We start from the raw sequence: 23,747 nt of genomic DNA on the forward strand, positions 1-23,747 counted from the left end.
TCAGAAAAATTTCCTCAGCTCTGTGATGAGGTTGCTTTCTGGTTTTGGCTTGCATGTGACCGGGTTGCTGCCCGTCCACGAGGCCCGCCAAAATACTCCTTGATCCAGGGATCCGGCTCTTTCGTCAGTTCTGCTATGGTGCCAACCTTGATGCGTTTGTTCAACAGCACACCGATCCGGTTGCAGATGGCATGCAGGGAATCAAGATCGTGGGTGATCATGACCACCGTGAGACCCAAAGCAGTCTGAAGATCGGAGATCAACTGGTCAAATTGGGCTGCACCAATCGGGTCCAGCCCTGCTGTCGGTTCGTCAAGGAACACGATGTCAGGGTCAAGTGCCAGAGCCCGGGCAAGACCGGCACGTTTGCGCATGCCGCCGGAGAGTTCTGAAGGATACTTGCCGCCAGCATCGGCAGGAAGACCCGCGAGGGATATTTTCAGAGCGGCAATTTCCTTGAGAAAGGATAGCGGGAGGCGGGTATGTTCCTTCAGGACCGCTTCGATGTTTTGGGATACGGTCAGGGAAGAAAACAGCGCCCCGTCCTGAAACAGAACCCCCATGCGTTGGCGCAGACGGTTGAGATCATCCAGGCCAAGCCGGTCAATATCCTGGCCCAGAATGGAAATAGTCCCCGCGGTTTTCTGGTTCAGGCCGACAATCGTTCGAAGCAGGACAGATTTCCCCGTGCCTGACCCGCCGACAATTCCCAGAACCTCTCCTTTGCGGATATCAAGAGTGAGCGCTTCATGGAGAATATGCTCACCGAATTGATTCCGGATATCGGTGAGGGAAATGATGATCTCGTTCTGTGAAGTTGCGCCAGACATCTCTTATACCCCCAGTATGGAAAAGAGGATCGAGAGCATGGCATCAAGGACAATAATCAAGAAGCTGGCCTCAACGACTGACCGGGTTGTCTGGCGGCCAACTGATTCTGCACTGCGGCTGACCTGTAATCCTTCATGGCAGCCAATCAGGGCAATAATAAAGGCAAAGATCGGGGCCTTGATCATGCCGACCAGAAAATCGCCCAGCTTTGCCGCATCCTGCAGATGGCGGAGATATTGAAATAGCGAGAGATCCAGCGTGACCATTGTCATGGCTGCGCCCCCGATCAACCCCATGATATCCGCGTAGAATGTCAGGAGCGGCAGGACCAGAACCAGTCCGAAGATTCTGGGCAGAACCAGCGTTTCAATCGGATCGAGACCGATTGTGCGCATGGCATCGATTTCTTCATTAACCTTCATTGTGCCGATCTGGGCAGTAAAGGCACTGCCGGAACGCCCGGCAACAATAATGGCTGTCAGCAGTATGCCCATTTCACGCAGAACCCCGACGGCGACCAAATTGATCGTGAAGATCTGGGCCCCGAATCGTTCCAGCTGATCTGATCCCTGAAAGGCCAGAACCACTCCGATCAGAAAGGAGATCAGGCCAACGATCGGCAGGGCATGAAGTCCCGCCTGTTCCATCTGGGCGATCAGCGACGTGAATCTGATACGACCGGGATGGCGTATCTGGCGCAAAGAAGCAGTGATGACCAGCCCGAGGAAGGCGATCAACTCGCTGGCTTTGTTGCAAAGCTCAAGAAAGTGCCGTCCAGTTTCCGCAAAGAAAACTGCGATGCCTTGTCTCTCCGACGAGGCGGCGACGGTTCTGATGTGATGTTCCTCTATTGCCAAGAGGATGCGTTTTACATGATCGGGGATACCTTCAAGGGCTGTATTCCGGCCACTTTCTTCAATCCGCTTTCGAAGCTTATGCAACAGCAAAGCTCCGGCGCTGTCCATAATTTCAACGTGCTGAAGGTTGAGGACAACCCTGCTGTCCTGCTTGCTTGCAAATGTCTCGATCAGAGGAAGAAGGATACTCAATTCCTGGGTTATCCAGGAACCGGACAGCCGTATAACAGTCTGGTTTTTGTCTTCTGATGTCTGAAATTGGGGAGTGGTCAAGCTGGGAAGCGCCGCGAGGTTGTTGAAAGGTGGACGTAGTCTAGATCAACTGCGGGTGTTTGCAAAAGCCTCGTTTTCCTCCCGACTGATAGGAGAGGAGGGCGAGCGGCCATTTTGCTTACATTGCTGCGCTCAGGATTTTGTTGTTATCAGATTCTCCGTTTAAGAAGGTGGAGAGTACCCGGCGAGCGTAGCTGAGATCTGCCAGTCGCTTGTTTGAGAGCGTCTTGTCATGGCGACCTGTGCCGCCGAGGACAAATTCCTGGATCAGTTCTGGAGGTTCCGGGACTACCCGTTCTTCACTGGGGAGTTCGACTTCGGCCAGGGCAAAATAGGTTTTGCCTTTATGTTTCAAAAAGTCGACATCCCAGGTGAGGCCATCAACAATAAACTTGTAGCGGACTTTGTGAACATCCAGCTCCCGAACAGACCAGAGGGCAGTGAAATCCTCTTTTGCAATATCTGTCTCTACCTCGACTACATCATCGCCAACCCGATGTTTATAGGTATAGATATAACGGATTCTGCCGGTTTTAAGATCGGTCCACTCCCGGACTCGTGATCCTTTGCGGATATAGCCCTGTTTAATGGAAACGCGAAAAAAATCAGATGCTTGCAGGCGTGTCTCCAAAACCCCATCAGGGTCGTGGAGGGCAAATTTATATTCGTTTTCTACCGGCATATCACGCCATTCCCAAGGGATACCACGAACTTTCAATACTCTGTTTTGTAAGTTTATGCCAGTTCAAGACAGGGCTGTCATAATAGTTTCATATTTGGGAATTCGAAAATTCAACGAGTTAACCTTATTGTCATGCTTGCAAGGTTATAGCAGATGATCCAGATTGTGGGGGTCTTTGCAGGGTCTATTCTCTGATTGATGTATATTGGTGTTCGTAATTGGTATTCCTTCCAGAATGAAATTTGTTTTAATCTTACAGATATTTCTTATATCGCTTTCCTCATTGGCCCAAGCCAGTCATGAGACGCTCAAAGCTGTGATCCCGCTTGAAAAACCGTGGGGTTATGTCGATGAGAAAGGGCAGCTGGTCGGTGTTGTAGTCGACTATTTCGATGCTCTTTCTAAGGAGCTCGGAGAGCCGATTGAAGTCCATGCCGTACCGGAGAAAAGGCTGAAATACGGGTTGGAAAAAGGCCTGTACGACCTTTCTGTCATGTTCTGGCAGGAGGGGATGGAAAACGTTCTGACTCCGGTTACCCCGACAGTCCGCCTGGACAAGATGGTTATTACCCGCAAGGGGCTGGTGCTTCAGTCTGACAAAGATATTCTGGGCCTGAAGATGGCTGTGGTCCGGGGATCCAGCAGCGGCAGCTGGATTGATCGCAGCAACAAAATCGAGAAAATAGGAACGGCAAACTACACTGAAGCTCTTTGGCTCATGAAACAGGAGCGGGTAGAGGCAGTTGTTGGAACCCTGCCCGTGCTGGATGCTGCAATCCAGCATCACAAGATGTCCTGGGACGATTTTAGCAAACCCTATTTTCTCAACTGTCGCGTTGTCTGGCTGGTTGCGTCGAAAAAATCCGGCCAGCGAATACATATCTCTACCTTGACAAAAGCTGCCAAAGGCCTCTCCCAAAGTAATCGTTGGGAAGCGTTGAAAGTGAAGACGTCCGGTAAGTTTCCACTGCTGTTCAGTGATCATAATCATTTGCCCTGATTTTAGGGATTTCCTGACGTCAGAAACAGAAGAAAGCTCGTGGCCGGGTCTTTTTGCTTTCTATTGTATTGAAGTCGGAAGTAACATCCGGGGGAAAACCTGCTAAGCTGTTGTCGTTTTTCTAAAACATTCAGTTTTTGTGTTGTGGGGCGCGCCCTTTTGTTCTGGCCATTAAGACTGGATCTGCAATGCAAAGCGCGAGCTGTTTCAGAGGCCGTTGAGCAGGCAAGAGTGATCCTACTGATAGATGTCAGGAAATATGAGCCGTGAGTGTGAAGCAGCAGAATAGGAGGCGAAAGGCCGGAGAAGCTGATGTTGCTGAGCTTCTTGCTGAAAATCTGCACCTCGGCATTTTTAATAATTTTGCGGTCAAGCTTATCGGTATTCCGACAAAAGCGGAGCTCGCCTGGTTTGTAGCCAGGGAAGTCGTTCAACGATTTGGTTTTGTCGATTGTGTGGTCTACTATCTTGAGCCTGATGGAACACGCCTTCGTCAGATGTCAGCGATAGGGGAGAAAAACCCCGAGAGCGATACCATCTTTAATCAGCTGACAATTCCAATCGAAAACGGCATTGTCGGTAGCGTTGCCCGGTCAAAAGTGCCGGTTTGTATCGATGATATCAGACAAGATTCCCGGTATATTGTCGATCTGGAGGGGATGCGTTCCGAGATCTGTGTGCCACTGTTAGGGCATGATGATCAGCTTTTGGGAGTGATTGATTGTGAAAATCCCCATCCGGGTTGGTTTGGAGATGACCACCAGAAAATTTTGACAACCATTGCGGCGATGATGAGTGCCAAGCTGATGCTCCTGGAGAAGGAACAGGTGCAGAAGCGGGTTGAGCTTGAGCTTTTGCTGGCAAAGGAAGCAGCCGAAGAGGCAAATGCAGCAAAAACAGCCTTTCTGGCCAACATGAGCCATGAACTAAGGACTCCCCTGAACGCAATCATCGGGTTTTCCGACTTTATCACCGGGGAGTATCTCGGGGAGTTGGGGAATGAAAAGTATCGGGATTATATCGGATCCATAAACTCGGCTGGAAAACACCTGCTCGATCTGATCAATGATATCCTGGATACAGCCAAGGTCGATTCTGGCACAGTTATACTCAAGGAAGTGGCCTGTGATCTCAACCAGCTGCTTGAAGAAGCCCTGGTTGTTATCTCTGGCGATCCGAAAGCCAATGAACTTCAGGTGAGTTATGCTGTTGCGGCGGGCTGCCCGGTTTTATGGGCTGATGCGCGCTGTTTGAAGCAGATCCTTTTCAACCTCCTGTCAAATGCAGTCAAGTTTACCCCAGCAAAAGGGAAAGTGACCGTTCTTGCTGAGGTGGATGACCAGAATGTGGTAACCCTCATCGTTGAGGATACAGGGATCGGGATTGCCGAGGAAAACCTTTTGCGGGTGGCCCAACCGTTTAATCAAGTTCATGATGACTACCTGATTAAATCTCCGGGCAGGGGGACGGGCCTGGGGCTTCCTCTGGCAAAAAAGTTGGCCGAGTTGCATGGTGCGGTTTTTTCCCTTGAAAGCAAAGTCGGGCAGGGCACAAAAGTACAGGTATCTTTCCCGCCAGAACGTTCCCATACTCACCTGGGCGAATAAGCTGCCTTATCCAAAATTCACATAGATCCTGTTCCGATCAGGGGACAGAGTTTTATTCCTCTCGCTCTTCTCTCCGCTGTTTCTGACAGATCATTTTTAATCAAGAACTTCCTTTTGTTTGGTGGATTTCCAGATGTTGCTTGAATACAGCTATGGTTTTTATTTTGTCGCAGCTATTGCTGTTCTGATCACCGGAATTTCAAAAAGCGGCTTCTCTGGAGGTATCGGTGCCTTGACGGTTCCGATGATGGCGTTGTTTGTTTCGCCGCTCAAAGCCGCGGCAATCATGCTGCCGATCCTCTGTTTTATGGATCTTCTGAGTATTCTTGCCTATCGGAAAAACTGGCATGGACGAAACCTGTTGCTGTTGCTTTCCGGTGCTTTGCCCGGGATCGCAATTGGTACGCTGACCTTTAGTTATGTTGACCCGGATAATGTACGTTTGTTGCTCGGGATTGTGACGCTGGTTTTTGGACTGAGCTATTTTGTAACACGGCAGAAAGTCGAAGCTGTCACCACGGAGCCCTCAACCCCGCTTGGACTTGCCTGCGGCTTGCTTTCCGGCTTCACCAGCTTTGTGGCCCATGCAGGTGGACCGCCGGTGAAATTCTTTTTGCTACGGCAGCGTATGGACAAGACACTTTTTGTCGGAACCAACGTTGTCTTCTTCCTGGTGGTCAATCAGGTCAAGATTATCCCCTATGCCTGGATCGGGCAGTTTTCAGCAGATAACCTTTTGCTCTCGCTGGTATTCGCACCTCTGGTGCCGCTTGGAATCTGGCTTGGTCTGAGATTGCATAAGGTGCTGTCACCCGATCTTTTCTATAAAATAAGCTACATTATGATGGTGATTGCCGGGATCAAGCTGATCTTTGACAGTTTTTCTTAGGAAAGCTGCCACAAATAACCGGGCAATAGCTGTGAAACAGTTGCCCGGTTACTTGTTCGTATGCGGCTTTGAAGGAGTTAAAGGCCGGAGATCGTTTCGCCGTATCGTTTGCTGAGAACACGCAGGCGGCTGTCGAAGTCACTTCTGTCAACATAACAGCCGCGCAGATGCCGAGCGCCTGTCGCATCAAAAGCATTGCGCCCGTGCATGACACGCCTGTTGTCAAAAATGCAGAGGTCACCTGATTTCATCTTGATTGAAATCACGAAACGACTGTCGTTGATCAGAACCATCAATCTGCGGAAGGCGAGATAGAAGCTTTCCATGATGTCTTCATCCATGTCGAAGGTGTCAACCAGATGCGGGCTGTAGCGCAGCTCTACCAGATGGCCGTTCTCATCGACGTTGATAATCGGATGGCGGCTGCGGATATCGGTTTCGCTATCGTGAAAGCGCATGGGAACGGTTACAGAGCTTAACAGTTTGAAAGCTTCTGGGTCGGTTGCCTTCAACTCCTCAATAATTCGGAAACCGTCGGCATAGGTGGATTCTCCCCCGCGGCTGTCGTTTACCAGGCAGTGCAGGAACTGGAAACCAGGCGGAATTTCCTGATTGATCAGGTCAATGTGCAGCGGCAAGCCTTCGGAGGTATAGGCATTGTTGATCGGGTTGGCGACAGACCGCACATTGAATATCTTGCCAAAGTTGGTTTCACGCAAAAAGGCAATGCGTTGAGCAACATCGGTAATGCCTTGATCGTTGCAGGGAACATTCCGCACATAGGAAATACCGTCACGCTTGACGGCCTTGAGCCAGTCGAACAGGACCCGGTCATCACGCATCAGGTCCTCGTACTGGATTTCGTAGATACGATCACGCATTTCCACACCCCAGGGCTCGGCCCATTTCCCGGGTGCAGATTTGAAATCCGGTGAATAGGCATGATCATAGAGCCACTGCAGGCGATAGACGCTTTTGTGAGCTTCTTCAGACCAGGAGACATAGAGATGTTCTTCATCGAAGCTTGAGGCGATGGCATGGATCCCGGCGCTGACAGAGGTGAGATTAAAGAGACGTTCCTCTGTCGAGGGGTGAAATCCGCTGGGGCAATTGTCGCGAAGCCAAAGATAGTGATAGGTGGCTTTTCTGCCATCTGCCCAGACGATTTTCAGGGCATGACCTGTCTGTTCAAGCGACTCTATTGTCATGCTGGAGCAGGTTAAAGGCGCGGCTGAATTCATGATCTCACTCCGTTAATACGCTTTGGTGCAGGATTGGTCGAACACAGGGTTGTTCCAATCTTTCCTGCTGTGAACTTGAACTTCTTCCTGCAGAGAGAAAAGTGATATTATTTTACTGATCGTTCAGTTTTTCTCTTAAATCAGAAGAACTTCCCGTTAAATGATTCGGCTCTTTGATTGCCTGGGAAGACACAGGGGTGTTACCATGGGGACAGTCACAAGAGTCGGGGAACGACACCATGAAAGAAGCCAATTCCGTCCTCTCATCCTATAGCACCACAGTCTTTGAAGTTATGTCCCGCCTGGCGCTGGAACATGATGCAATCAATCTGGGACAGGGTTTCCCTGATGAAGATGGTCCCGAAGATCTCCGGCGGGTTGCAGCGGAAGCCTTGATTACCGGGCCAAATCAGTACCCGCCCATGATGGGATTACCGGTGTTGAGGCAGGCCGTTGCCAGTCATGACAAGAGATTTTATGGATTGAATCTGGACTGGAAAACCGAGGTAATGGTGACGTCAGGGGCGACTGAAGCCCTTGCCGATTGCCTGCTCGGTTTGATCGAGCCGGGGGATGAAGTCATTGTTCTTGAACCTTATTACGACTGTTATCTGCCGCTGATCAAACGTGCCGGGGGTATTCCCAAGGTGGTAAGGATGTCTCCCCCTGACTGGAAACTGCCTCTGGAAGAGCTGGAAGAGGCTTTTACCCAGGATACCAAGCTGATCATGATTAACAGCCCCATGAATCCGGTGGGCAAAGTGTTTAGCTGGGATGAACTGGAAAGTCTGGCAGAGATGTGCCTGCGCTATGATGCCTTTGCTGTTTGTGACGAGGTCTATGAACATCTGGTTTTTGGCGGGCAGAAACACTATCCACTTTTGACCTTGCCGGGCATGCGGGATCGTACTGTCAGAATTGGCTCAGCCGGAAAAAGCTTTGCGCTGACCGGGTGGAAAGTTGGCTATATCTGTGCTGCCCCAGAGGTTCTAGCACCGATTGCCAAGGCGCATCAGTTCAATACCTTTACGACCGCCCCGCATTTGCAGAAGGCAGTCGCAGAAGGTCTGGCCAAGGATCGAGCTTATTTTGATGGCCTGATCAAGGAACTGCAGGGCAAGCGGGATTACCTCTCGAAAGAGCTTGCCGATATGGGGTTCAGGGTTTTGCCTTGTGAGGGGACCTTCTTTATTACGGTCGATTTTTCCGGGCTTTACCGTGGTACTGACGAGGCGTTCTGCCGCCATATAACAACCGAAGCCAAGGTCGCGGCTGTTCCCATCAGTGTGTTCTACGAAATGGAAGGCCCGACCAAGATGGCGCGCTTCTGTTTCAGTAAAAAAATGTCGGTACTCGAAGAGGCGGTCCGGCGTTTGAAGGTGCTGTTTTCGTAAACGACAGTTTTTACAGAATACAGGCGAGAATTAGAGGATCTGACGCAGGATTTTGGCCAGGCCTTGAACTCCTGCCGGGATCTCTTCTTCTGGTGTTCCGGCAAAGCCGATCATGAACCCCTTTCGTCGGTAGGGCCGCATGCAGTAATAATCAATGTTATTCACGGCGTAACCTGCCTGGCGCAAGGTGTCTTCCACTTCCTGTGCGTCCACATGATCAGGTAACCAGGCATTACAGTGAAAGCCCTGTTCCACCGGTGAAATGTCCACAAGGCCTTTCAGGTGCTCTTCGGCGGCAGCGAGCAGGACTTTTTGGCGCTGGTCATAGATTTTGCGCATTTTGCGCATATGCGTGGCAAAGAATCCTTCGTTGATAAAATCTGTGATGACCTGCTGGATCAACTTTGGCGTTGAACGCTGCATGATGGTCGAGGCATGGGCAAAGGCCTCTGACATGGAACTTGGCACAATCATGTAGCCCAGGCGAATTCCGGGGTAGAGAATCTTGGTAAAAGAGCCGACGTAAAGCACGCGTCCGCTCTTGTCGAGACCTTGCAGTGCGGCAAGAGGGCGTCCGGTGTAGCGAAACTCGCTGTTGTAATCATCTTCGAAAATCCAGCTGTCGTTCTGCTGGGCCCATTCCAGCAGCTCGATCCTTCGCGTTAACGGCATGCGACAGCCCAGAGGATGTTGGCTTGATGGGGTGACATAGGCGAGCTTTACGGGTTTGTCTTTGTGCTCAGGCGGGCAGAGCTCGGGGTTGAACCCCTGTTCATCCAGAGGAACAGGGACGACATTGGCGCCGCTGCCTTCGAAGACGCAACGGGCAGCCATATGACCGGGGTCTTCCATCCAGACTGCATCACCTGGATCCAGAAGCAACTGGCTGATCAGATGCAATGCGGACTGGGTGCCGGATGTAATGATAACCTGCTCCGGGGTACAGCGGATGGAGCGGGAGGTTTTCAGGTAGCTGGAGATCGCTTCGCGCAGGGGCATGAAGCCCCCCCGGTCGGCATAGGTCAGGTCCGCCGGGGTCGGACGACGTTGATAGCGGTTGGTCAGACGGGCAAAGACCTCATGAGGTAAAAGCTCGTATGCCGACTGACTGGGGCGAAAGGTATAGATACCCTCTGGTTCGTATTGATGTGGTTGATCTGCATATCCTTGCCCTCGGCGGGAAAGTTTCAGGTTCGGGGATTCTACGTCCTGTTCGGGATCGTCCTCGTCGATGGCCTGATAAAAATCGGTCATCGCCGGCAAATGATGTGACACATAGGTTCCGGCACCTCGACGGGTTTCGAGAAAACCTTCCGAGATCATCTGTTCAATAGTGTTGATCACAGTGGTTCGGGATATACTCAGCTCGGTTGCAATGGTTCGGCTGGCAGGGAGCTTGATCCCCGGTGGAAGGTCTCCGGAGAGAATCAGGCGGCGTATGCCGGTATAGAGCTGACGGTAAAGTGGACTGAGAGAATTTGGATCCAGTTTGATCCCGTCGAGCAGAGCCCCTGATGCAAATTTAGCCATGATAAACGCTTGCCGTTAAATTGGTATGATAGCACGACGGATAATGGATCTTAAAGAGGTGCCAATCTTTGTGTAATATTTCTTTAACAATAAAGCCGCAAGCAATTCCGCTTAAAAACTTTTTTGCAAACAAAGTTCAACCTGATTGTAATAGATGCCTGTTAGGTCTGATTTTACAATGCCATGACGCCGTGTGTGAGGCGTTAACGGGACTTTGGAAGCAATTGTTCGGTGAAAATAAAGGGGTTTGTCCCGTGACGCATTCGAACATGCGCATGATATCAACATGGAGGTATTTTATGAAATCTGCAAAAACCACGCTTTCCCTGAAGAAGGCGATTCTGGGTGTTACTGCCATCGTCGGATTGGCATTTTCTGCTCAGGCCCAGGCTGAAGAACTGAGACTGCTGACCTGGGGTGGTTATGCCCCTGATGCGGTTGTCGAGCAGTTTAAAGCTGAAACCGGAATTGACGTAAAAGTCACAAAATCCAACAACGAAGAAATGATTGCCAAGCTCCGCGCGACGGGCGGCGGCGGGTTTGACCTGGCACAGCCAAGTCAGGATCGTATTGCTGGAGCACAGGCAGAAAACCGTATCTACAAGCCAATGGACCTGTCCAAGATCGACAGCAGCCTCTTTATCTCTTCCATGCTTGATGCAACCAAGACGAACACCACCTACGAAGGTGAAGTTTACGGCGTGCCACACATTTGGGGCACGAGTGGCCTGGTTCTCGACACCAAAAAAGCTGGCGACGTGAAAGATTACGCCGATCTTTGTAACGAAGCGCATGCAGGTAAAGTATCTTATCGTCTGAAGCGTCCTACCCTGATCGGTTTTGCTTTCTCTATGGGCATGGACCCGTTTGAGGCCTATGGCGATACAGCAAAATATCAGGAAATCATGGACAAGGTTGAAGCCAAGCTGATTTCCTGTAAAGCCAATGTTAAAACCTATTGGGAAGGTGGCGACGCGCTGCTGAACCTGGTTCGTTCCGGTGAAGTCGTTGCCGCCATGGCATGGGATACCGGCGGCTGGAAACTCAATGGTGACAATCCTGATGTGACATTCGTAGCACCTGCTTCCGGTGCGCTTGGCTGGATTGATACCTTTGCCCTGCCACGCAAAACTGAAAATGAAGAAGCGGCATACAAGTGGATCAACTTTGTTATGCGTCCTGAAATTGCGGCTCAGATCACGGCTGAAGCTGGCAACTTTACAGCTTCCAAAGGGGCTGATGCCTTTGCAGAAGACAAGCTGAAAGCTCAGTTTCAGGCCAGTTTCCCTGAGCAGGATCTGAACAACATCAAGTGGTATCCAACTGTTCCTGCGGGACTGGAAACCATTGAAGGTAAAGTTCTGGATCGTGTAAAAGCGGCTTCTTCCAACTAAGCAAGCCAGTTAACACGGTTACAATTCTGGCTTCCCCCGGTCTTGCAAAAGATCGGGGGTCTTGCCATCACCGGTCCTGTTCCGGTTCAATCCCCAACATGTCCGGCTATGAAAACGGCCTCGCCTTTGTCAGGTAATGATGACCGAGGCCAGACAACTAGGTATAAAATATGAGCACTCAACTGGATCTTGAATGTCGCCAGGTTGTAAAATCCTTTGGGAAATTTACGGCTGTTGACAATGTATCTCTCGAAATTCCGCAAGGGTCGTTCTTTTCGATCCTCGGACCAAGTGGCTGCGGTAAAACCACACTGCTGAGAATGCTGGCAGGTTTTATCGAACCCACCACGGGTGACATTCGCATCAAGGACAAGTCCATGTTGGGCGTGCCTCCGAACAAACGCCCTGCCAATATGGTGTTTCAGCATCTCGCCCTGTTTCCGATGATGAATGTGGCCGAGAACATTGCCTATGGGCTGAAACGCCGCAAAATTGGTCAGGCCGAAATAGACCGCAAGGTTGCCGATGTGCTGGAGCGCGTGAGCCTTCCGGATGCCGGAGAAAAACGTATTGAGCAGCTTTCCGGTGGACAGCGCCAGCGTATTGCCATTGCCCGTTCACTGGTTCTGGAACCTGCCTTGCTGCTGCTTGACGAGCCGCTTGGAGCGCTTGATCTCAAGCTGCGTGAGCATATGAAAGTGGAACTCAAGCAGCTTCAGCATGAGGTCGGAACCACTTTTGTCTATATCACTCATGATCAGTCGGAAGCTCTGGTCATGTCAGACAATGTGGCCGTTATGAACGAAGGTCGCTTCGAGCAGGTCGGCACACCACAGGATCTTTATTATAATCCTTCTACGGCTTTTGTTGCCGGGTTTGTCGGTGATGCCAATCGCTGGGAGGGTCGGATCGAGTCTCTTGAGGGGGGCCAGGCCATGGTTGCTCTTGAGGAAGGCGGGGTAATTGCAACGTCTTTTGCGCCGGGCACTTCTTTTTCTGCTGGAGAAACTGTCGATCTTTTTGTTCGACCGGAAGCAATCGTCATTGAACGCAGCAAGGCAGCGCAGGAAAAAGCTCGCCTTTCTGGCGGTAAAAATACTCTTTCGGGTGTGGTGCAGAATCTTCTGTTTGATGGTGCCAACAGCCGGGCACTGGTCCGTGATCAGGCTACCGGGCATGAAGTCATGGTCTCCCTGCCGCAAACCGGAGCCTTTAGTGATTTGAAGTCAGGTGAGGCGCTGGTCCTGTCTTGGGACGTAGAAAAGACCCGGGCTTTCAAGGCGACGAAAGCTGCCAGTCAGGGAATAGCCGCATGAGTAGTGTCAGTACTCTGTCTGGAACAGCGGAGCAGGAGAGAAAAGTACCGGTCATCAAGCTTGGTACCTTCTTGCTGATGCTGCCGCTTCTTCTGTGGCTCTTTCTTCTGATTATCCTGCCACATGTAGACCTCTTGATGGTTTCGCTGCGCGAGAAGCTTGGCTATCGCGAATATGCTTTCAGTTTTCAGAACTATATCGAGTTCTTCACCGAACCGCTTTACTGGAACACATTTGTTCGCACAGCAGTGATGTCGATCATCGCAACAGTTATCACTCTGGTTGTCGGTTTCCCGATTTCCTATTACATCGCCAAAGTACTGAAAGGGAAAAAGCGCAGTCTGTTATTTATGATGTGCCTGATCCCTTTCTGGGTGTCCGAGCTTGTCAGAACCTTTGGCTGGATGATCCTGCTGCGGGAAAGTGGTGTGATCAGCAGTTTCCTACAGTGGGCGGGGGTTGTTGATGGTCCGGTAGAGATGCTTTACAACGATGCATCGCTGATGGTGGGGCTGGTTTATACCTCGATGCTTTTCATGGTCGTGCCTCTGGTGTCTGTTCTCGATACCCTGGACGACAGCCTGATTGAAGCCGGATATGATCTGGGTGGGAATACCTTTAATATCCTGCGCGAGATTGTTATTCCGCATGCCATGCCGGGGATTGCTTCTGGCTGCATTGTTGTTTTCATGCTGACGCTGGGCAACTATCTGACCCCGACCTTGCTGGGCGGTAAGGATGGTTTGTGGTTTACAGAGCAGATCTACAACCAGTTTATCACCCGCTTTAACTGGGAATCCGGTTCTGCTTTTGGCTTCCTGCTGTTAATTCTGTCTTCTGCAATTGTTTTTGTCGGCTTGAAACTGAGCCGACAGACGCTTGCTGATACCGTGAAATAAGGGAGCGGGACACAATGATACCATCCATACCACAGTCCAAGTTCAGCACCCGGCTTTATGCGGCTTATGTAACGCTGTTCTTTCTCTATCTGGCGGCACCGCTTATCGTGGTCGGGGTTTTTGCCTTTAACGACAGCCTTTTTCCCTCCATGCCCTGGAACGGGGTAACCTTTGACTGGTTCCTGGGCACAGAATCTCCCCGGGTTGGTGTGTTCCACGATTCACAGCTTCTGGAGAGCATTGGCTATTCTGCTTTTATCGCCATCTGCGTTACCCTGATGGCTGTTGCCGTGGGAACCTGTAATGCTTTCCTGTTCGAGCGTCATTCTTTTCCCTTCAAGAATATTCTCTACATCGTTGCCCTGATGCCGCTAGTGGTGCCGGGGGTGATTCTGGGGATATCGATGCTGGTTTTTGCCAATTCACTGGTGAACGGCATTGAGGATCTGTTCGGGTTTGAACTGGATATATTACGGCCAGGTCTCTTTCTGGTTATTCTCGGGCAATTTGCTTTTGTCACAACGATTACGACGTTGGTGATTTCTGCCCGTTTGCGCAAGTTTGATACCTCTTTGGAAGAGGCTGCGCTTAATCTGGGGGCGACTAAATGGGAAGCTGTACAGACCATTACCCTGCCATTTCTCAAGCCAGCCATGATCGGTGCCGGGATTGTCTGTTTCTTGATGTCTTTCGAGAATTTCAATACCACCCTGATGCTGGTCGGCTCTGATTCGCCCTTGACCATTACCATGTTCGACCGCCTTAAACAGGGGTCTACTCCTGCGCTAAACGCGGCTTCCCTGATGCTGATGGTGGTCTCGGGTGGACTGGCTCTGATTTCTGTTTTTGTTCAGCGTGATCGTACGGCCTCGCCGGAATAAAAAGATTACCGAGGGATACGTCGCTCCCACGATGTCTGGCCGGGCTTGAACGCCCGGCCCTTTTTTTGACCTTCGTTTTTCACAAAAATATCCTGCATGATAGCTCCGGATGCGGTAAAGCTTTGATCCAAAGGGCAAGCAGGTTTGGAATTGGCAAGCCCTGCTATAGATAAGAGGGACTGGATACTGGTGAAAGAAACGTTGAAAACCCTGACTACAGCAAGGATGTTTACCCGTCGCGGTCTTTTAAAGAATGCGGCTATGCTTCTGGGGGGGGCGAGCGTGCCTCTTTTGTGCCGTCAATCGGCAGCCGCAGGAGTAACACCAGCAGAGGTTACCGTCTGGGGATGGCAAGGCCAGATCAATGACCAGATGATTTCTGCCTTCAAAGAAGACAGTGGTATCCAGATCAGGCTTGTTCGCTATCGTTCAAACGCTGAAGCTCTTGATAGACTGGCTTCTGCGAATGGGGAAACTGTGGACCTGGTTTTCCCGACGACAACTGCGCTTAAAGGCTGGTACGCGGCAGGACTGTTGCAGTCCCTTGATGAAAATAAGCTCCAGCTGGACCGGATCAGACCCGGGTTTCTGGAACAGTCGATGGATCTCGGAGCGCGATATCGTGGCCGCCGCTATGCAATGCCTTTTAACTGGGGGGTGGAGGGGGTGGCTTATGACAGTCAGCTGCGTGAATATCTTCCGGGGAAGCTTTCCTGGTCTGATCTTTGGTCGGATGTAAACCGCGGGCTGATAACGGTCCGGCCAATGTCGGCGCTGATGNTGATGGCGCTGATGCTTGATGGTACCGGAGAGCGTCTGGATCGTGCCTATCAGGATCCAGAAGAGGCAAAAGAGGTTTTTGCTGATGCCCTCGGGTTTGCTCGGGCTTATAAATCCCATGTTCATCAGTTCTGGCGTGACAGCGAGGAATTGAGGGCGGCTTTTCTTGAGCAGGGTTGTGTTATCGGACAATCCTGGGAAGGGACAGCGGCACATCTGTCAGAAGAGAGTGACAATCGCTTCCGGTTTCTCCTGCCCAAAGAAGGTGGCCTGGCCTGGCAGGGGGCAATGGCTGTTCCTGTGCAGGCAAGCAATGTTGATCAGGCTTATGAACTGATGAATTGGCTGCTCTCGCCCAAAGCGGCGGCACTCTATAGTGCACATTCGGGGTTTCACAGTGCGGCTCTTGGCGCAGAAAAGCAAATGGATGTGGCAGAGAGCAAGCGGTTTAGTGACCTCTATAAGCAGGAAAAAGCTCTGGAAAATCTCTACTGGTGGAAAGCCGAGTCCGAATGGTTCTCTGCTTTGAAACAGCAAACACTTAAGGAATATCTTGTTTCTTGAAATTATATGTCAAAAAATAAGGAAAAAAAGTCGTATTTGTTTAATTGAATTCCAGTGAGCACTGTATACTGATTTTTTTAGGCGTGGCTGAAAGGAATTGGCATATGGCGAATATCATCATGACGGTTATCGGGACAGATCGTTCCGGATTGGTCGACCAGCTTTCAGCAACAATCACCGATCATGGCGGGAACTGGCTGGAAAGCCGGATGTCCAGGCTGTCTGGATATTTTGCCGGTATCCTCCGCGTTTCTGTGCCTGAAGAACAGCTTGTCAGTATGGAAGCTGCCTTGCAGCATCTGACCGGGGACAGCCTTCAGCTGGTCATCGCACATGAAACGGCAGGTGCCGATGAGGGGCCGCAAAAGGCACTTCACCTTGAAGTCCTTGGGCCGGATCATCCCGGTATCGTACATGATATTTCTCATGCTCTGGCGACCAAGAACATCGGGATCAGCAGTATTTCCACCGATTGTCGGGATGGCGCCATGTCGTCGGAAAGAATTTTCAGTGCCGATATCAACATCTCGGTTCCGGTGAATGTATCCGTTGACAGCATCCGGGATGAACTGGAAGACCTTGCCAACGAATTGATGGTTGATATCACCATGGATGATCTGGAAGGCAGCGTTGTCCAGATCTAGCCTTTAGTCTGGCATTAAAGTTTTGAACAAAGGGCGGGATCGTTGGCTTTGCCCTTTGTTTGTTCTGCTCTTTAGAGATCTTGATCAAGATCGATATCGGACAGAGGTGGCAGAAGCCAGTTAACCGGTTTCTTTCCCTGTTGCTCCAGATAATGGTTGGCCTTTGAAAAATGACCGTTGCCAAAAAAACCTCTGTGAGCGGACAAAGGGGAGGGATGAGGCGATTGCAGGACAAGATGGCGATCCCGGTCGATGGCTGCTCCTTTCTTCTGGGCATAACTTCCCCAGAGAAGGAAAACGAGACCGTCATGAGATCTGTTCAAGACCTCAATGATCTTGTCTGTGAAAAGTTCCCAGCCTCTGCCCTGATGTGATCCTGCCTTGTGTTGTTCGACGGTCAAAACCGCGTTGAGCAAGAGCACCCCCTGTTGTGCCCAGGGCAAAAGACAGCCATGGGAAGGCTGGTCGATGCCGAGATCCTGGGCCATTTCCTTGTAGATGTTCTTGAGTGATGGCGGGGCAGGGACACCGGGTTTGACCGAGAAACAAAGACCGTGTGCCTGTCCCGGGCCATGATAGGGGTCCTGGCCAAGGATCACGAGTTTGACCCCTTCGAGCGGGGTAAGATTCAGGGCCTGAAAGTATTCCCTCCCGCGCGGAAATATGGTTTTCCCCTGCTGCTTTTGCTGCTGGAGAAAAGCTTTCAGATTACGCATGTAGTCTTTGTTGAATTCCGGGGCAAGCGGGACTTTCCAGCTTTCCACAAGTTTGATCTGATCAGTCATTTATCTTGAATATCAAATTTCCTGTCGGCAGGAAACAGTCTGGCTTAAAACCGTCTGGCTTAAAACCGTCTGGCTTAAAACCGTCTGGGAGGATCAATCATCAATAAGAGTAAGAAGAACTTCCATGGCATTCTCGGCCCCGCTGGCGATATCGGGAACTGTTGCATCCAGCATATAGCAGGGGGTGGTGACGAGTTTGTTGGCGCGATCAACAACAACTTCGCCGTGCCCTGTGGTTTCATGGCGGGCTCCCATGGCCACAAGTGTACTGGCAGTCTCAACATCCTGTCCAATAGTCAGGGTTGGGGAGGTATATAAGCGGGCAACAACTGCCGGAGAAATACATAGAGCGGCAACAGGCTTGTTGCGTTTGATCATTCCCTTGATCGCATTCTCGACATCCGGGTTGATGATGCAGGCAGCTCCATCGACGGCGAAGCTGGAGAGGTTCTTTGCTGCTCCAAAACCACCGGGGAGAGCCATAGCGGCGAATTGTTCCGGGTCAAAGGCGGCAATATCCTGGATCTGTCCCCGGGCAATACGGGCAGATTCAACCAGAACGTTTCTTTTTTCATTTCTGGCGATCTCGCCCGTCAGGTGATTGACGACATCCCGCTGGTCAATATCAGGGGCAAAGCAATAGGTTTTTGCACCGAGCTTCTGTAAGGCATAGAGCGTCATGACAGCTTCGTGGATCTCGGCTCCGTCCAGAAAACCACAGCCTGACAAGATAACGGCGACTTTTACACTCATACGCTTCTCCAAAACCGATCAATCTGTGCCGATGATCCTTAAAACAGATTAACAGAATTTATCTGAAAAATCTCGGATAATCATTGGCTTAGCTCTACTGCACTCTATAGATGAAAGTCCGCTAGATACAAGTCAGGATTTCTCTGATGCTTCGCGCAGCAGTTTTTGAACATCGAGGCGTTTGGTGTGTTTGAAAAACTCCAGAGCTATCGGGGATCCTGGCTCACGTTTGGCAATAACCATTGCAATTTTGTTGATGAGTCTGGGTTCTGACAGAGGAATGGCGACAACGCCGTCCAGATTTCGCAGTACGTGAATAAGGCTGATGGGGACAATGCTGGATGTGTTGCCAAACCTGGTTTCATGCAGAAGCTGGGTGATCGAATTAGTCTGTGTATGCGGGACAATATGACAGTCCAGTTCTTCGAAAGTCTTGTCGATAATCCGGCGATATTGCATGTCCGGTGTCAGCAGGCTGAGAGGGAGCTCGGCCGCTTCCTGCCATGTGATGCTTTTCCGGTCCTTCAGGGGGCCATTGGCATTGTGTATAAGGGAATACTCTTCCTGGTAGAGCTCGTGGGTTTCGATGTTTCCGGTTAGTTCCTTGCTCAGGTAGGTAACGCCAACTTCAAGATCGAATTTTTCAAGTCCAAGCTGAATTTCTACTGATGAGAGAGATAGCAGCGAAATGGTGATATTGGGGTGGGCGGCACAGAAGGGATTTTTGATCAGGGACATCATCGGCATGGCAGAGGGAATGGCACCAATCCGAAGGTGACCAGCAAGACCTTTGCTCATCTGACTGAGGGACTGCTTAAGTGTTCTGGCCTCTGCAAGAATACGCTGGGCCGTAGTAACAACAAGCTCACCTTCAGTGGTCAGTCCTTGAAAGGATCGTTCCCTTTGAACAATGGGGACACCGAGTTCGTTTTCCAACTGGCGAATACGGGCTGAAAAGGCTGGCTGGGATATGTTGCAGTTTTTTGCTGCGCGACCGAAATGTTTTTCCCGGGCCAGAGCGCAGAGTAATTCAAGTTGGCGCAGGTCCAATGCCTTAATCCCCTGTGTTCGACGTGTTGCTTTTCTTAATTGCGGCGATGCCGATCCCTCAGGTATCAGCTATGCCCTCTGCATATATACAATATATCCCCTTTATTTATAAGGAATATCTTGGTTGACGCTAGGGTGAATGCGTCCTTCTTGTTCTGGAGAGCGACCAAAGGGTCTGGCGCAACGTTGATTTATGTGCTGGTTCATTCGCTGATTTATTCACTGATTTATTCTGGGGTGATTTCTTTGCCGCTCATCAGTGCGGGGGTGCCCCCGGGAGAACGCATACCGGTATTCATCATGAATTGACGCAAGGGCGGGAAATTGCGAATGGCGGCCAGTCCTAACCCTCGAATACCGTGCAGAATGCCGCTGTCGTTCGAGGCAAAGCGGTTCAAGCCATCTGCTGCTGCCATCCGGGTCACCACGTCGAGGCGACGGGCCCGGTCATAATTCTCGAGCAGATTGCTGTCACCCAGATCTTGTCCGCTGTTGTGCTGGTCGATCAGGGCTTCTGCCAGGACAGCAATATCCCTTAAGCTGAGATTTAGCCCCTGTGCGGCGATGGGGGGAAGGGCGTGAGCAGCTTCCGCGACAAGAGCCAGTCGGGGGCCATGGAAGCTGTTGCTTAACATTGCCGACAGCGGGAACCCGCCGCGATGACCAAAGAGCTTTACATTCCCAAGCCGTCCACCGATTTTTTCGATCAAGGTTTTACTGAAGGTTTGATCATCTTGCTGGAGTAACTTCCTGGCCAGACGTGTTTCCTCAACCCAGACAATGGAAGACCGCTTGCCCATCATGGGAACCAGAGTGAAAGGACCGGCAGGATAGTGGGTTTCTGTGGATATATTCTGATGCGGCTTGCTATGTTCGATATAGCAGGTTATGGCCGTTTGCGGGTAAGGCCAGGACATACTTCTAATGCCCGCAGTTTTGCGACAGAAAGAATTCTTCCCGTCCGCACCGACAGTGAGTTGAGCTGTTGCCTTGCTGCCGTTCGAAAGCGCCAGAAGCCAGCCGTTTTCCGAGTAACTCATACTATCCACTCTGGTCTGGGTCAGGTGCGTGACAGACGATAACCGGGACAGGCGTTGGCACAACACCTGACGTAAAACAGCATTGGGGACATTATAACCAAAGGGGCTGGTCTCGGTTTCACGGGAATCGAAATCTGTACTGCTGGCCCTGGTTTGACGTCCACGGGGTAAGTTAATAATGCGCATGACAGTCAGGGCTGTCGCGTATTCCTCACAGCCTTCCCAGGCGCCGCAGGCTTTCAGCAGGTTGATCGAATTGAGGATCAGGGCAGTGGTCCGGTTATCAGTGGCTTCACTGTAAGGCGCAGTCGAAGCAGGGGCTTCCTGATCGATCAGCAGAGTTGTTATGCCTGCTGACCCCAAAGCCGCAGCAAGGCTCAACCCTGCCAAACCGCCTCCGACGATCTGAACCTGGCTTGTGACTGGTTCAGATTGGCTGGAGTTTGATCGTGAGGAAGAATCTGTCATCTGTCTTCGCGACATTGCTGCCCGGTTCCTGCAAGTTAATCCGTCTTGATGAGATACTCTTGCTGCTGTTCGGCAGCAAGAGTCTGTTTGCCGCAGTTGCCCTAGTTGCCGAGAAGGCCTTTTAAGGCATTGCCTGCACTGTCTGCTGCGCCCTTGACCGTGTCGGCAGTGCCTGATGCAGCACCTTCGACACCACTGCCGACAGTATCTGTTACGGCAGAAACACCATCGGTTACGCCTTTGGCCACGTCTCCAGCGAGACCTTTGAGGTCAATTTTGCTGACGGCTCCGGTGATGTTTTTGGTAACGGCGGCCAAAGCGGCCTGGAGAATAACTTCCGGGCTTGCCCCCTTGTCATTCTTGCCAATGTCTTTCAGGTGGATGTTGGGAAGAGCAAGGTCGATGGTTTTGTCGCCGAGGGGGGCAGCGGTTACTGATATTTCCCCGTCATTAAGATAGAGATGTTCAACGATGAATTCTTTTTCGGGACCATCACTGCTGCTTGAATTGGTCTCTCCATTGTAGGATTGGGTATTCCTGTTGATCGTGTCAATGTTACTTTCATTCGGACCGAGTTCATAGGTGATATGGGGGGCAAGGATGCGTATTTCATTAATCACCACAACATCCGAGGTCAGTGTGGACATATCGACCTTGACGGTGATCTCTTCAAACTGAAGGGCCTGATTAGCTTTGTAGCCGTCCGGATTGCTCATCACAAACCCCTGGATACGTCCTTCACCGGTTGTTGGAGAAATCTGGACCTCACCAAGTTCAACCCGAGTTTGGGTCATGTCTGAGGCGATGCTTTCTACGGCTGTTTTGATCACAGAGTCGAGAGAGGAATATATAAAAATAAATCCACCGACAATCAGCAGAGCGAGAGTAATAAGAGTGATGCTGGCTACTTTGATGGCTTTGTTCATGGCTTTGAATCCCCGTTTCCTATAGCTAGCGGCTTAACATTTAAGGGAGAAAAAATCTACCTGAATGTCCTTTTGTAGGAGATCGGTTCCCTGCCTTCATCTTAAAGTTACTTAACTCTCATTGTGGTCGGGGATAGTTTTGCAGATGCTGAGAGGCTATTTCAGGGTAAGAAGAGGCAGCAGGGATGTCTTATTTGCGGAGGGGGAAACCTATTCATAGATAAGCTCATAAATGTTGGAGAAGACAGTAATTTTCTGCTGATATCCTGTGTTTTAAGTAAAAAGGTTAACGGGATTAAGTTCTTGTTTTCGGGGTGCTCTGTGGCTGGTTCGGGCCCCTCGATGGAGACTGGTGTTGGTGCCAAGTAAAGATTGGAAGTTTCAATAATAGGTATATATGCCTTGTATTGTGAAAATTTTGTGTTTTATGGCGAATTATCAAGGAATTAAATCTTAAAATTATGGCGAAAATCTGTTTATTCATTTTGGCTAATAATTTATCAGGGCTTTCATTTTCAAGCATAGGGACTATGCGATCACTGCATGGATATTTATTTTTTATTTAAAGTAAATGTTGATTTTTTAAAGTAACGTTCAAATTAATCCTGTGTAATTCTTGGGTTAATAAATATTTTGTCGGGTTTTTGACGCGAATTCATGATAAATATTTCTTTGACTCTTGATGTTAATCTCTTGTAAAGAATTGGGCAGCAGGCACCGGGGGTGTTTGCATTGAACAATCGACCCTATTTCCGGGGTCAAGCTCACTAATGATCCAGGCTGTGTGGGCACGGGCTTAAAAAGCTGCTGAAGTGATGAACTGAGGTACTTCTATGCGACGTGGTTTACGACAGATTAAACTTTCGGGTTACCGGATGAGGGGACGATTCCGGGGGCATTGGTATGGCCTGTCTTCATTTATGTTTGCTGCGACGATCTGTGCAGGTGTGTTGGCTCCTGAACAATCGGTTACAAAGACTGCCGTGCAGGTTTCGGCAAGCGATTTTATCGCCCCTGTTGATGTGCTGGTTCTTGCGCGGGAATATGCTGTGCAGCCCGAGCTTGCCCGCCGTCGGCCGACAGAGGCCGCTGTCGATAGCGAACTGGCTTGTCTGGCGCAGAATATCTATTTCGAAGCCCGTAGCGAAACTGTCGGTGGCCGACGTGCCGTTGCTCATGTTGTTCTCAACCGGGTGGCCAGTGAACGCTTTCCATCAACCATTTGCGACGTTGTACAGCAAGGTGGGGCAAAACAATCCAACAGCTGCCAGTTTTCCTGGTGGTGTGATGGGCGTAAGGACGAGATCACCAATCAGGTTGCCTGGGATGAGGCAATGAAACTGGCTCGTTATGTCTATTGGGGACTGTCCAAGGACGTCAGCGAAGGTGCCCTGTGGTATCATGCTGACTATGTTGCGCCGAAGTGGCGTGAGGCTTTTGACGAGGGCCCGACCATTGGCCGCCATATTTTCTACCGCGAGAAAAGTGATGACGATCTCGAAGTGGCTGTTCTGGAGCTGGACGATTAAAAGTTATTGATCGAGCTGGCTTGCTGTTTACATTGCCGAGATAGAGAAAGCGCCTTGTCAGGGCGCTTTTTTCATTGGGTTTCTCTGATTTTTGCTGCTCCTGATGTTATTCAGTCTGACCCTGATCCAGTTTGTGTGCATCAAGCTGTTTCATATGAAGTTCTTTTTTTGCCTGGGTGGCTTTTTTCTCTGCTTTTGTCCTGCCAAAGGTAATGCGGTTGTCGGCTGCCCGATTTGCCTTATCCGTCCGTGCTTTCTGTTTGCGCAGTTGATTGAGATTTATGATCTTGGGCATTGAGAATTTTCCTCAAAAAAAAACTTGGCACTGTTGGCTCTAATCTTTTAGGGCTTACAAACCCGTCTTTATTGTTTCCTGGCACGCTGTAACCATTTAAAGCTACGACACCAGAATTT

General features: G+C 50.5%; 22 protein-coding genes. 11 read left to right on the top strand and 11 right to left on the bottom strand.

The window, feature by feature from the left end; all coding sequences use genetic code 11:
- Nucleotides 1-14: 14 nt before the first annotated feature.
- From B152_RS0111155 to B152_RS0111165, 3 genes are all read right to left on the bottom strand, one after another.
- Entirely contained in the window at nt 15-830 is an 816-nt protein-coding gene (locus B152_RS0111155) for an ABC transporter ATP-binding protein (RefSeq protein ID WP_020592504.1), read from the bottom strand.
- 3 nt (nt 831-833) lie between these two features.
- Nucleotides 834-1,961, bottom strand: coding sequence for an MlaE family lipid ABC transporter permease subunit (locus tag B152_RS0111160; RefSeq protein ID WP_157231043.1), 1,128 nt, complete (start codon nt 1,959-1,961; stop codon nt 834-836).
- Nucleotides 1,962-2,079: 118 nt separating this feature from the next.
- The gene (locus tag B152_RS0111165) at nt 2,080-2,643 is read right to left on the bottom strand and encodes a CYTH domain-containing protein (RefSeq protein WP_020592506.1); all 564 of its coding nucleotides are present in this window, start codon (nt 2,641-2,643) and stop codon (nt 2,080-2,082) included.
- A 235-nt stretch (nt 2,644-2,878) separates the two neighbouring features.
- On the opposite strand from B152_RS0111165, the gene B152_RS0111170 reads away from it, so the two are divergent.
- From B152_RS0111170 to B152_RS0111180, 3 genes are all read left to right on the top strand, one after another.
- Entirely contained in the window at nt 2,879-3,643 is a 765-nt protein-coding gene (locus B152_RS0111170) for a substrate-binding periplasmic protein (protein ID WP_157231044.1), read from the top strand.
- Nucleotides 3,644-3,909: 266 nt separating this feature from the next.
- A complete protein-coding gene (locus B152_RS25335; RefSeq protein WP_020592508.1) occupies nt 3,910-5,250 on the top strand; it encodes a GAF domain-containing sensor histidine kinase in 1,341 nt (446 codons plus the stop codon).
- 133 nt (nt 5,251-5,383) lie between these two features.
- The gene (locus tag B152_RS0111180) at nt 5,384-6,139 is read left to right on the top strand and encodes a sulfite exporter TauE/SafE family protein (protein ID WP_020592509.1); all 756 of its coding nucleotides are present in this window, start codon (nt 5,384-5,386) and stop codon (nt 6,137-6,139) included.
- A gap of 77 nt (nt 6,140-6,216) precedes the next feature.
- On the opposite strand, the gene B152_RS0111185 is transcribed toward B152_RS0111180, so the two are convergent.
- A complete protein-coding gene (locus tag B152_RS0111185; protein WP_020592510.1) occupies nt 6,217-7,380 on the bottom strand; it encodes a TauD/TfdA family dioxygenase in 1,164 nt (387 codons plus the stop codon).
- Nucleotides 7,381-7,619: 239 nt separating this feature from the next.
- Here B152_RS0111185 and B152_RS0111190 point away from each other — a divergent pair, with 239 nt between their 5' ends.
- Entirely contained in the window at nt 7,620-8,774 is a 1,155-nt protein-coding gene (locus B152_RS0111190) for an aminotransferase (protein WP_020592511.1), read from the top strand.
- Between the two features lie 30 nt (nt 8,775-8,804).
- Here the strand turns inward: B152_RS0111190 and pdxR are convergent, their stop codons facing one another.
- Entirely contained in the window at nt 8,805-10,304 is a 1,500-nt protein-coding gene (gene pdxR, locus B152_RS0111195; RefSeq protein ID WP_020592512.1) for a MocR-like pyridoxine biosynthesis transcription factor PdxR, read from the bottom strand.
- A gap of 299 nt (nt 10,305-10,603) precedes the next feature.
- On the opposite strand from pdxR, the gene B152_RS0111200 reads away from it, so the two are divergent.
- The 6 genes from B152_RS0111200 (at nt 10,604) to B152_RS0111225 (ending at nt 16,782) form a co-directional block, all read left to right on the top strand.
- A complete protein-coding gene (locus B152_RS0111200; RefSeq protein WP_020592513.1) occupies nt 10,604-11,698 on the top strand; it encodes an extracellular solute-binding protein in 1,095 nt (364 codons plus the stop codon).
- 170 nt (nt 11,699-11,868) lie between these two features.
- Complete coding sequence (locus B152_RS0111205; protein WP_020592514.1) at nt 11,869-13,014, top strand: ABC transporter ATP-binding protein; 1,146 nt, start codon at nt 11,869-11,871, stop codon at nt 13,012-13,014.
- Nucleotides 13,011-13,913, top strand: coding sequence for an ABC transporter permease (locus tag B152_RS0111210; protein ID WP_020592515.1), 903 nt, complete (start codon nt 13,011-13,013; stop codon nt 13,911-13,913). The genes B152_RS0111205 and B152_RS0111210 overlap by 4 nt, the downstream gene beginning before the upstream one ends.
- A gap of 14 nt (nt 13,914-13,927) precedes the next feature.
- Nucleotides 13,928-14,794, top strand: coding sequence for an ABC transporter permease (locus B152_RS0111215; RefSeq protein WP_020592516.1), 867 nt, complete (start codon nt 13,928-13,930; stop codon nt 14,792-14,794).
- 372 nt (nt 14,795-15,166) lie between these two features.
- A complete protein-coding gene (locus tag B152_RS0111220) occupies nt 15,167-16,138 on the top strand; it encodes an extracellular solute-binding protein (RefSeq protein WP_425402027.1) in 972 nt (323 codons plus the stop codon).
- A gap of 104 nt (nt 16,139-16,242) precedes the next feature.
- On the top strand, nt 16,243-16,782 hold the full coding sequence (locus B152_RS0111225; RefSeq protein WP_020592518.1) for a glycine cleavage system transcriptional repressor: 540 nt from the start codon (nt 16,243-16,245) through the stop codon (nt 16,780-16,782).
- Between the two features lie 71 nt (nt 16,783-16,853).
- Here B152_RS0111225 and ung read toward each other — a convergent pair whose 3' ends face one another.
- The 5 genes from ung to B152_RS0111250 form a co-directional block, all read right to left on the bottom strand.
- Nucleotides 16,854-17,567, bottom strand: coding sequence for a uracil-DNA glycosylase (ung, locus tag B152_RS0111230; protein WP_020592519.1), 714 nt, complete (start codon nt 17,565-17,567; stop codon nt 16,854-16,856).
- A 93-nt stretch (nt 17,568-17,660) separates the two neighbouring features.
- A complete protein-coding gene (gene elbB, locus B152_RS0111235) occupies nt 17,661-18,320 on the bottom strand; it encodes an isoprenoid biosynthesis glyoxalase ElbB (RefSeq protein ID WP_020592520.1) in 660 nt (219 codons plus the stop codon).
- A gap of 132 nt (nt 18,321-18,452) precedes the next feature.
- Entirely contained in the window at nt 18,453-19,370 is a 918-nt protein-coding gene (locus tag B152_RS0111240) for a LysR family transcriptional regulator (protein WP_020592521.1), read from the bottom strand.
- Between the two features lie 227 nt (nt 19,371-19,597).
- Nucleotides 19,598-20,893: an FAD-dependent monooxygenase gene (locus B152_RS23405; protein WP_083921868.1), complete on the bottom strand. Its 1,296-nt coding sequence runs from the start codon at nt 20,891-20,893 to the stop codon at nt 19,598-19,600.
- A gap of 86 nt (nt 20,894-20,979) precedes the next feature.
- Nucleotides 20,980-21,804 carry a DUF748 domain-containing protein gene (locus B152_RS0111250; protein ID WP_020592523.1) on the bottom strand — a complete coding sequence of 275 codons (825 nt, stop codon included), beginning with the start codon at nt 21,802-21,804 and terminating at the stop codon, nt 20,980-20,982.
- 833 nt (nt 21,805-22,637) lie between these two features.
- Between B152_RS0111250 and B152_RS23410 the strand changes: the two genes are divergently transcribed.
- On the top strand, nt 22,638-23,333 hold the full coding sequence (locus tag B152_RS23410; protein WP_083921869.1) for a cell wall hydrolase: 696 nt from the start codon (nt 22,638-22,640) through the stop codon (nt 23,331-23,333).
- Nucleotides 23,334-23,439: 106 nt separating this feature from the next.
- On the opposite strand, the gene B152_RS0111260 is transcribed toward B152_RS23410, so the two are convergent.
- Complete coding sequence (locus B152_RS0111260; protein WP_020592525.1) at nt 23,440-23,628, bottom strand: DUF4169 family protein; 189 nt, start codon at nt 23,626-23,628, stop codon at nt 23,440-23,442.
- Between the last annotated feature and the right edge of the window lie 119 nt (nt 23,629-23,747).

This window comes from Kiloniella laminariae DSM 19542 (assembly GCF_000374005.1).
Taxonomy (GTDB): domain Bacteria; phylum Pseudomonadota; class Alphaproteobacteria; order Kiloniellales; family Kiloniellaceae; genus Kiloniella; species Kiloniella laminariae.

Excerpts from the sequence above, each read along its gene's own strand:
- B152_RS0111180 (WP_020592509.1), top strand. The coding sequence starts at position 5,384 with ATGTTGCTTGAATACAGCTATGGTTTTTATTTTGTCGCAGCTATTGCT.
- B152_RS0111210 (WP_020592515.1), top strand. The coding sequence starts at position 13,011 with ATGAGTAGTGTCAGTACTCTGTCTGGAACAGCGGAGCAGGAGAGAAAA.
- B152_RS0111205 (WP_020592514.1), top strand. The coding sequence starts at position 11,869 with ATGAGCACTCAACTGGATCTTGAATGTCGCCAGGTTGTAAAATCCTTT.
- ung (WP_020592519.1), bottom strand. The coding sequence starts at position 17,567 with ATGACTGATCAGATCAAACTTGTGGAAAGCTGGAAAGTCCCGCTTGCC.
- B152_RS0111190 (WP_020592511.1), top strand. The coding sequence starts at position 7,620 with ATGAAAGAAGCCAATTCCGTCCTCTCATCCTATAGCACCACAGTCTTT.
- B152_RS0111165 (WP_020592506.1), bottom strand. The coding sequence starts at position 2,643 with ATGCCGGTAGAAAACGAATATAAATTTGCCCTCCACGACCCTGATGGG.
- B152_RS0111155 (WP_020592504.1), bottom strand. The coding sequence starts at position 830 with ATGTCTGGCGCAACTTCACAGAACGAGATCATCATTTCCCTCACCGAT.
- B152_RS0111250 (WP_020592523.1), bottom strand. The coding sequence starts at position 21,804 with ATGAACAAAGCCATCAAAGTAGCCAGCATCACTCTTATTACTCTCGCT.
- pdxR (WP_020592512.1), bottom strand. The coding sequence starts at position 10,304 with ATGGCTAAATTTGCATCAGGGGCTCTGCTCGACGGGATCAAACTGGAT.
- B152_RS0111200 (WP_020592513.1), top strand. The coding sequence starts at position 10,604 with ATGAAATCTGCAAAAACCACGCTTTCCCTGAAGAAGGCGATTCTGGGT.
- B152_RS0111215 (WP_020592516.1), top strand. The coding sequence starts at position 13,928 with ATGATACCATCCATACCACAGTCCAAGTTCAGCACCCGGCTTTATGCG.
- B152_RS0111185 (WP_020592510.1), bottom strand. The coding sequence starts at position 7,380 with ATGAATTCAGCCGCGCCTTTAACCTGCTCCAGCATGACAATAGAGTCG.
- B152_RS23405 (WP_083921868.1), bottom strand. The coding sequence starts at position 20,893 with ATGTCGCGAAGACAGATGACAGATTCTTCCTCACGATCAAACTCCAGC.
- B152_RS0111170 (WP_157231044.1), top strand. The coding sequence starts at position 2,879 with ATGAAATTTGTTTTAATCTTACAGATATTTCTTATATCGCTTTCCTCA.
- B152_RS0111260 (WP_020592525.1), bottom strand. The coding sequence starts at position 23,628 with ATGCCCAAGATCATAAATCTCAATCAACTGCGCAAACAGAAAGCACGG.
- B152_RS23410 (WP_083921869.1), top strand. The coding sequence starts at position 22,638 with ATGCGACGTGGTTTACGACAGATTAAACTTTCGGGTTACCGGATGAGG.
- B152_RS0111225 (WP_020592518.1), top strand. The coding sequence starts at position 16,243 with ATGGCGAATATCATCATGACGGTTATCGGGACAGATCGTTCCGGATTG.
- elbB (WP_020592520.1), bottom strand. The coding sequence starts at position 18,320 with ATGAGTGTAAAAGTCGCCGTTATCTTGTCAGGCTGTGGTTTTCTGGAC.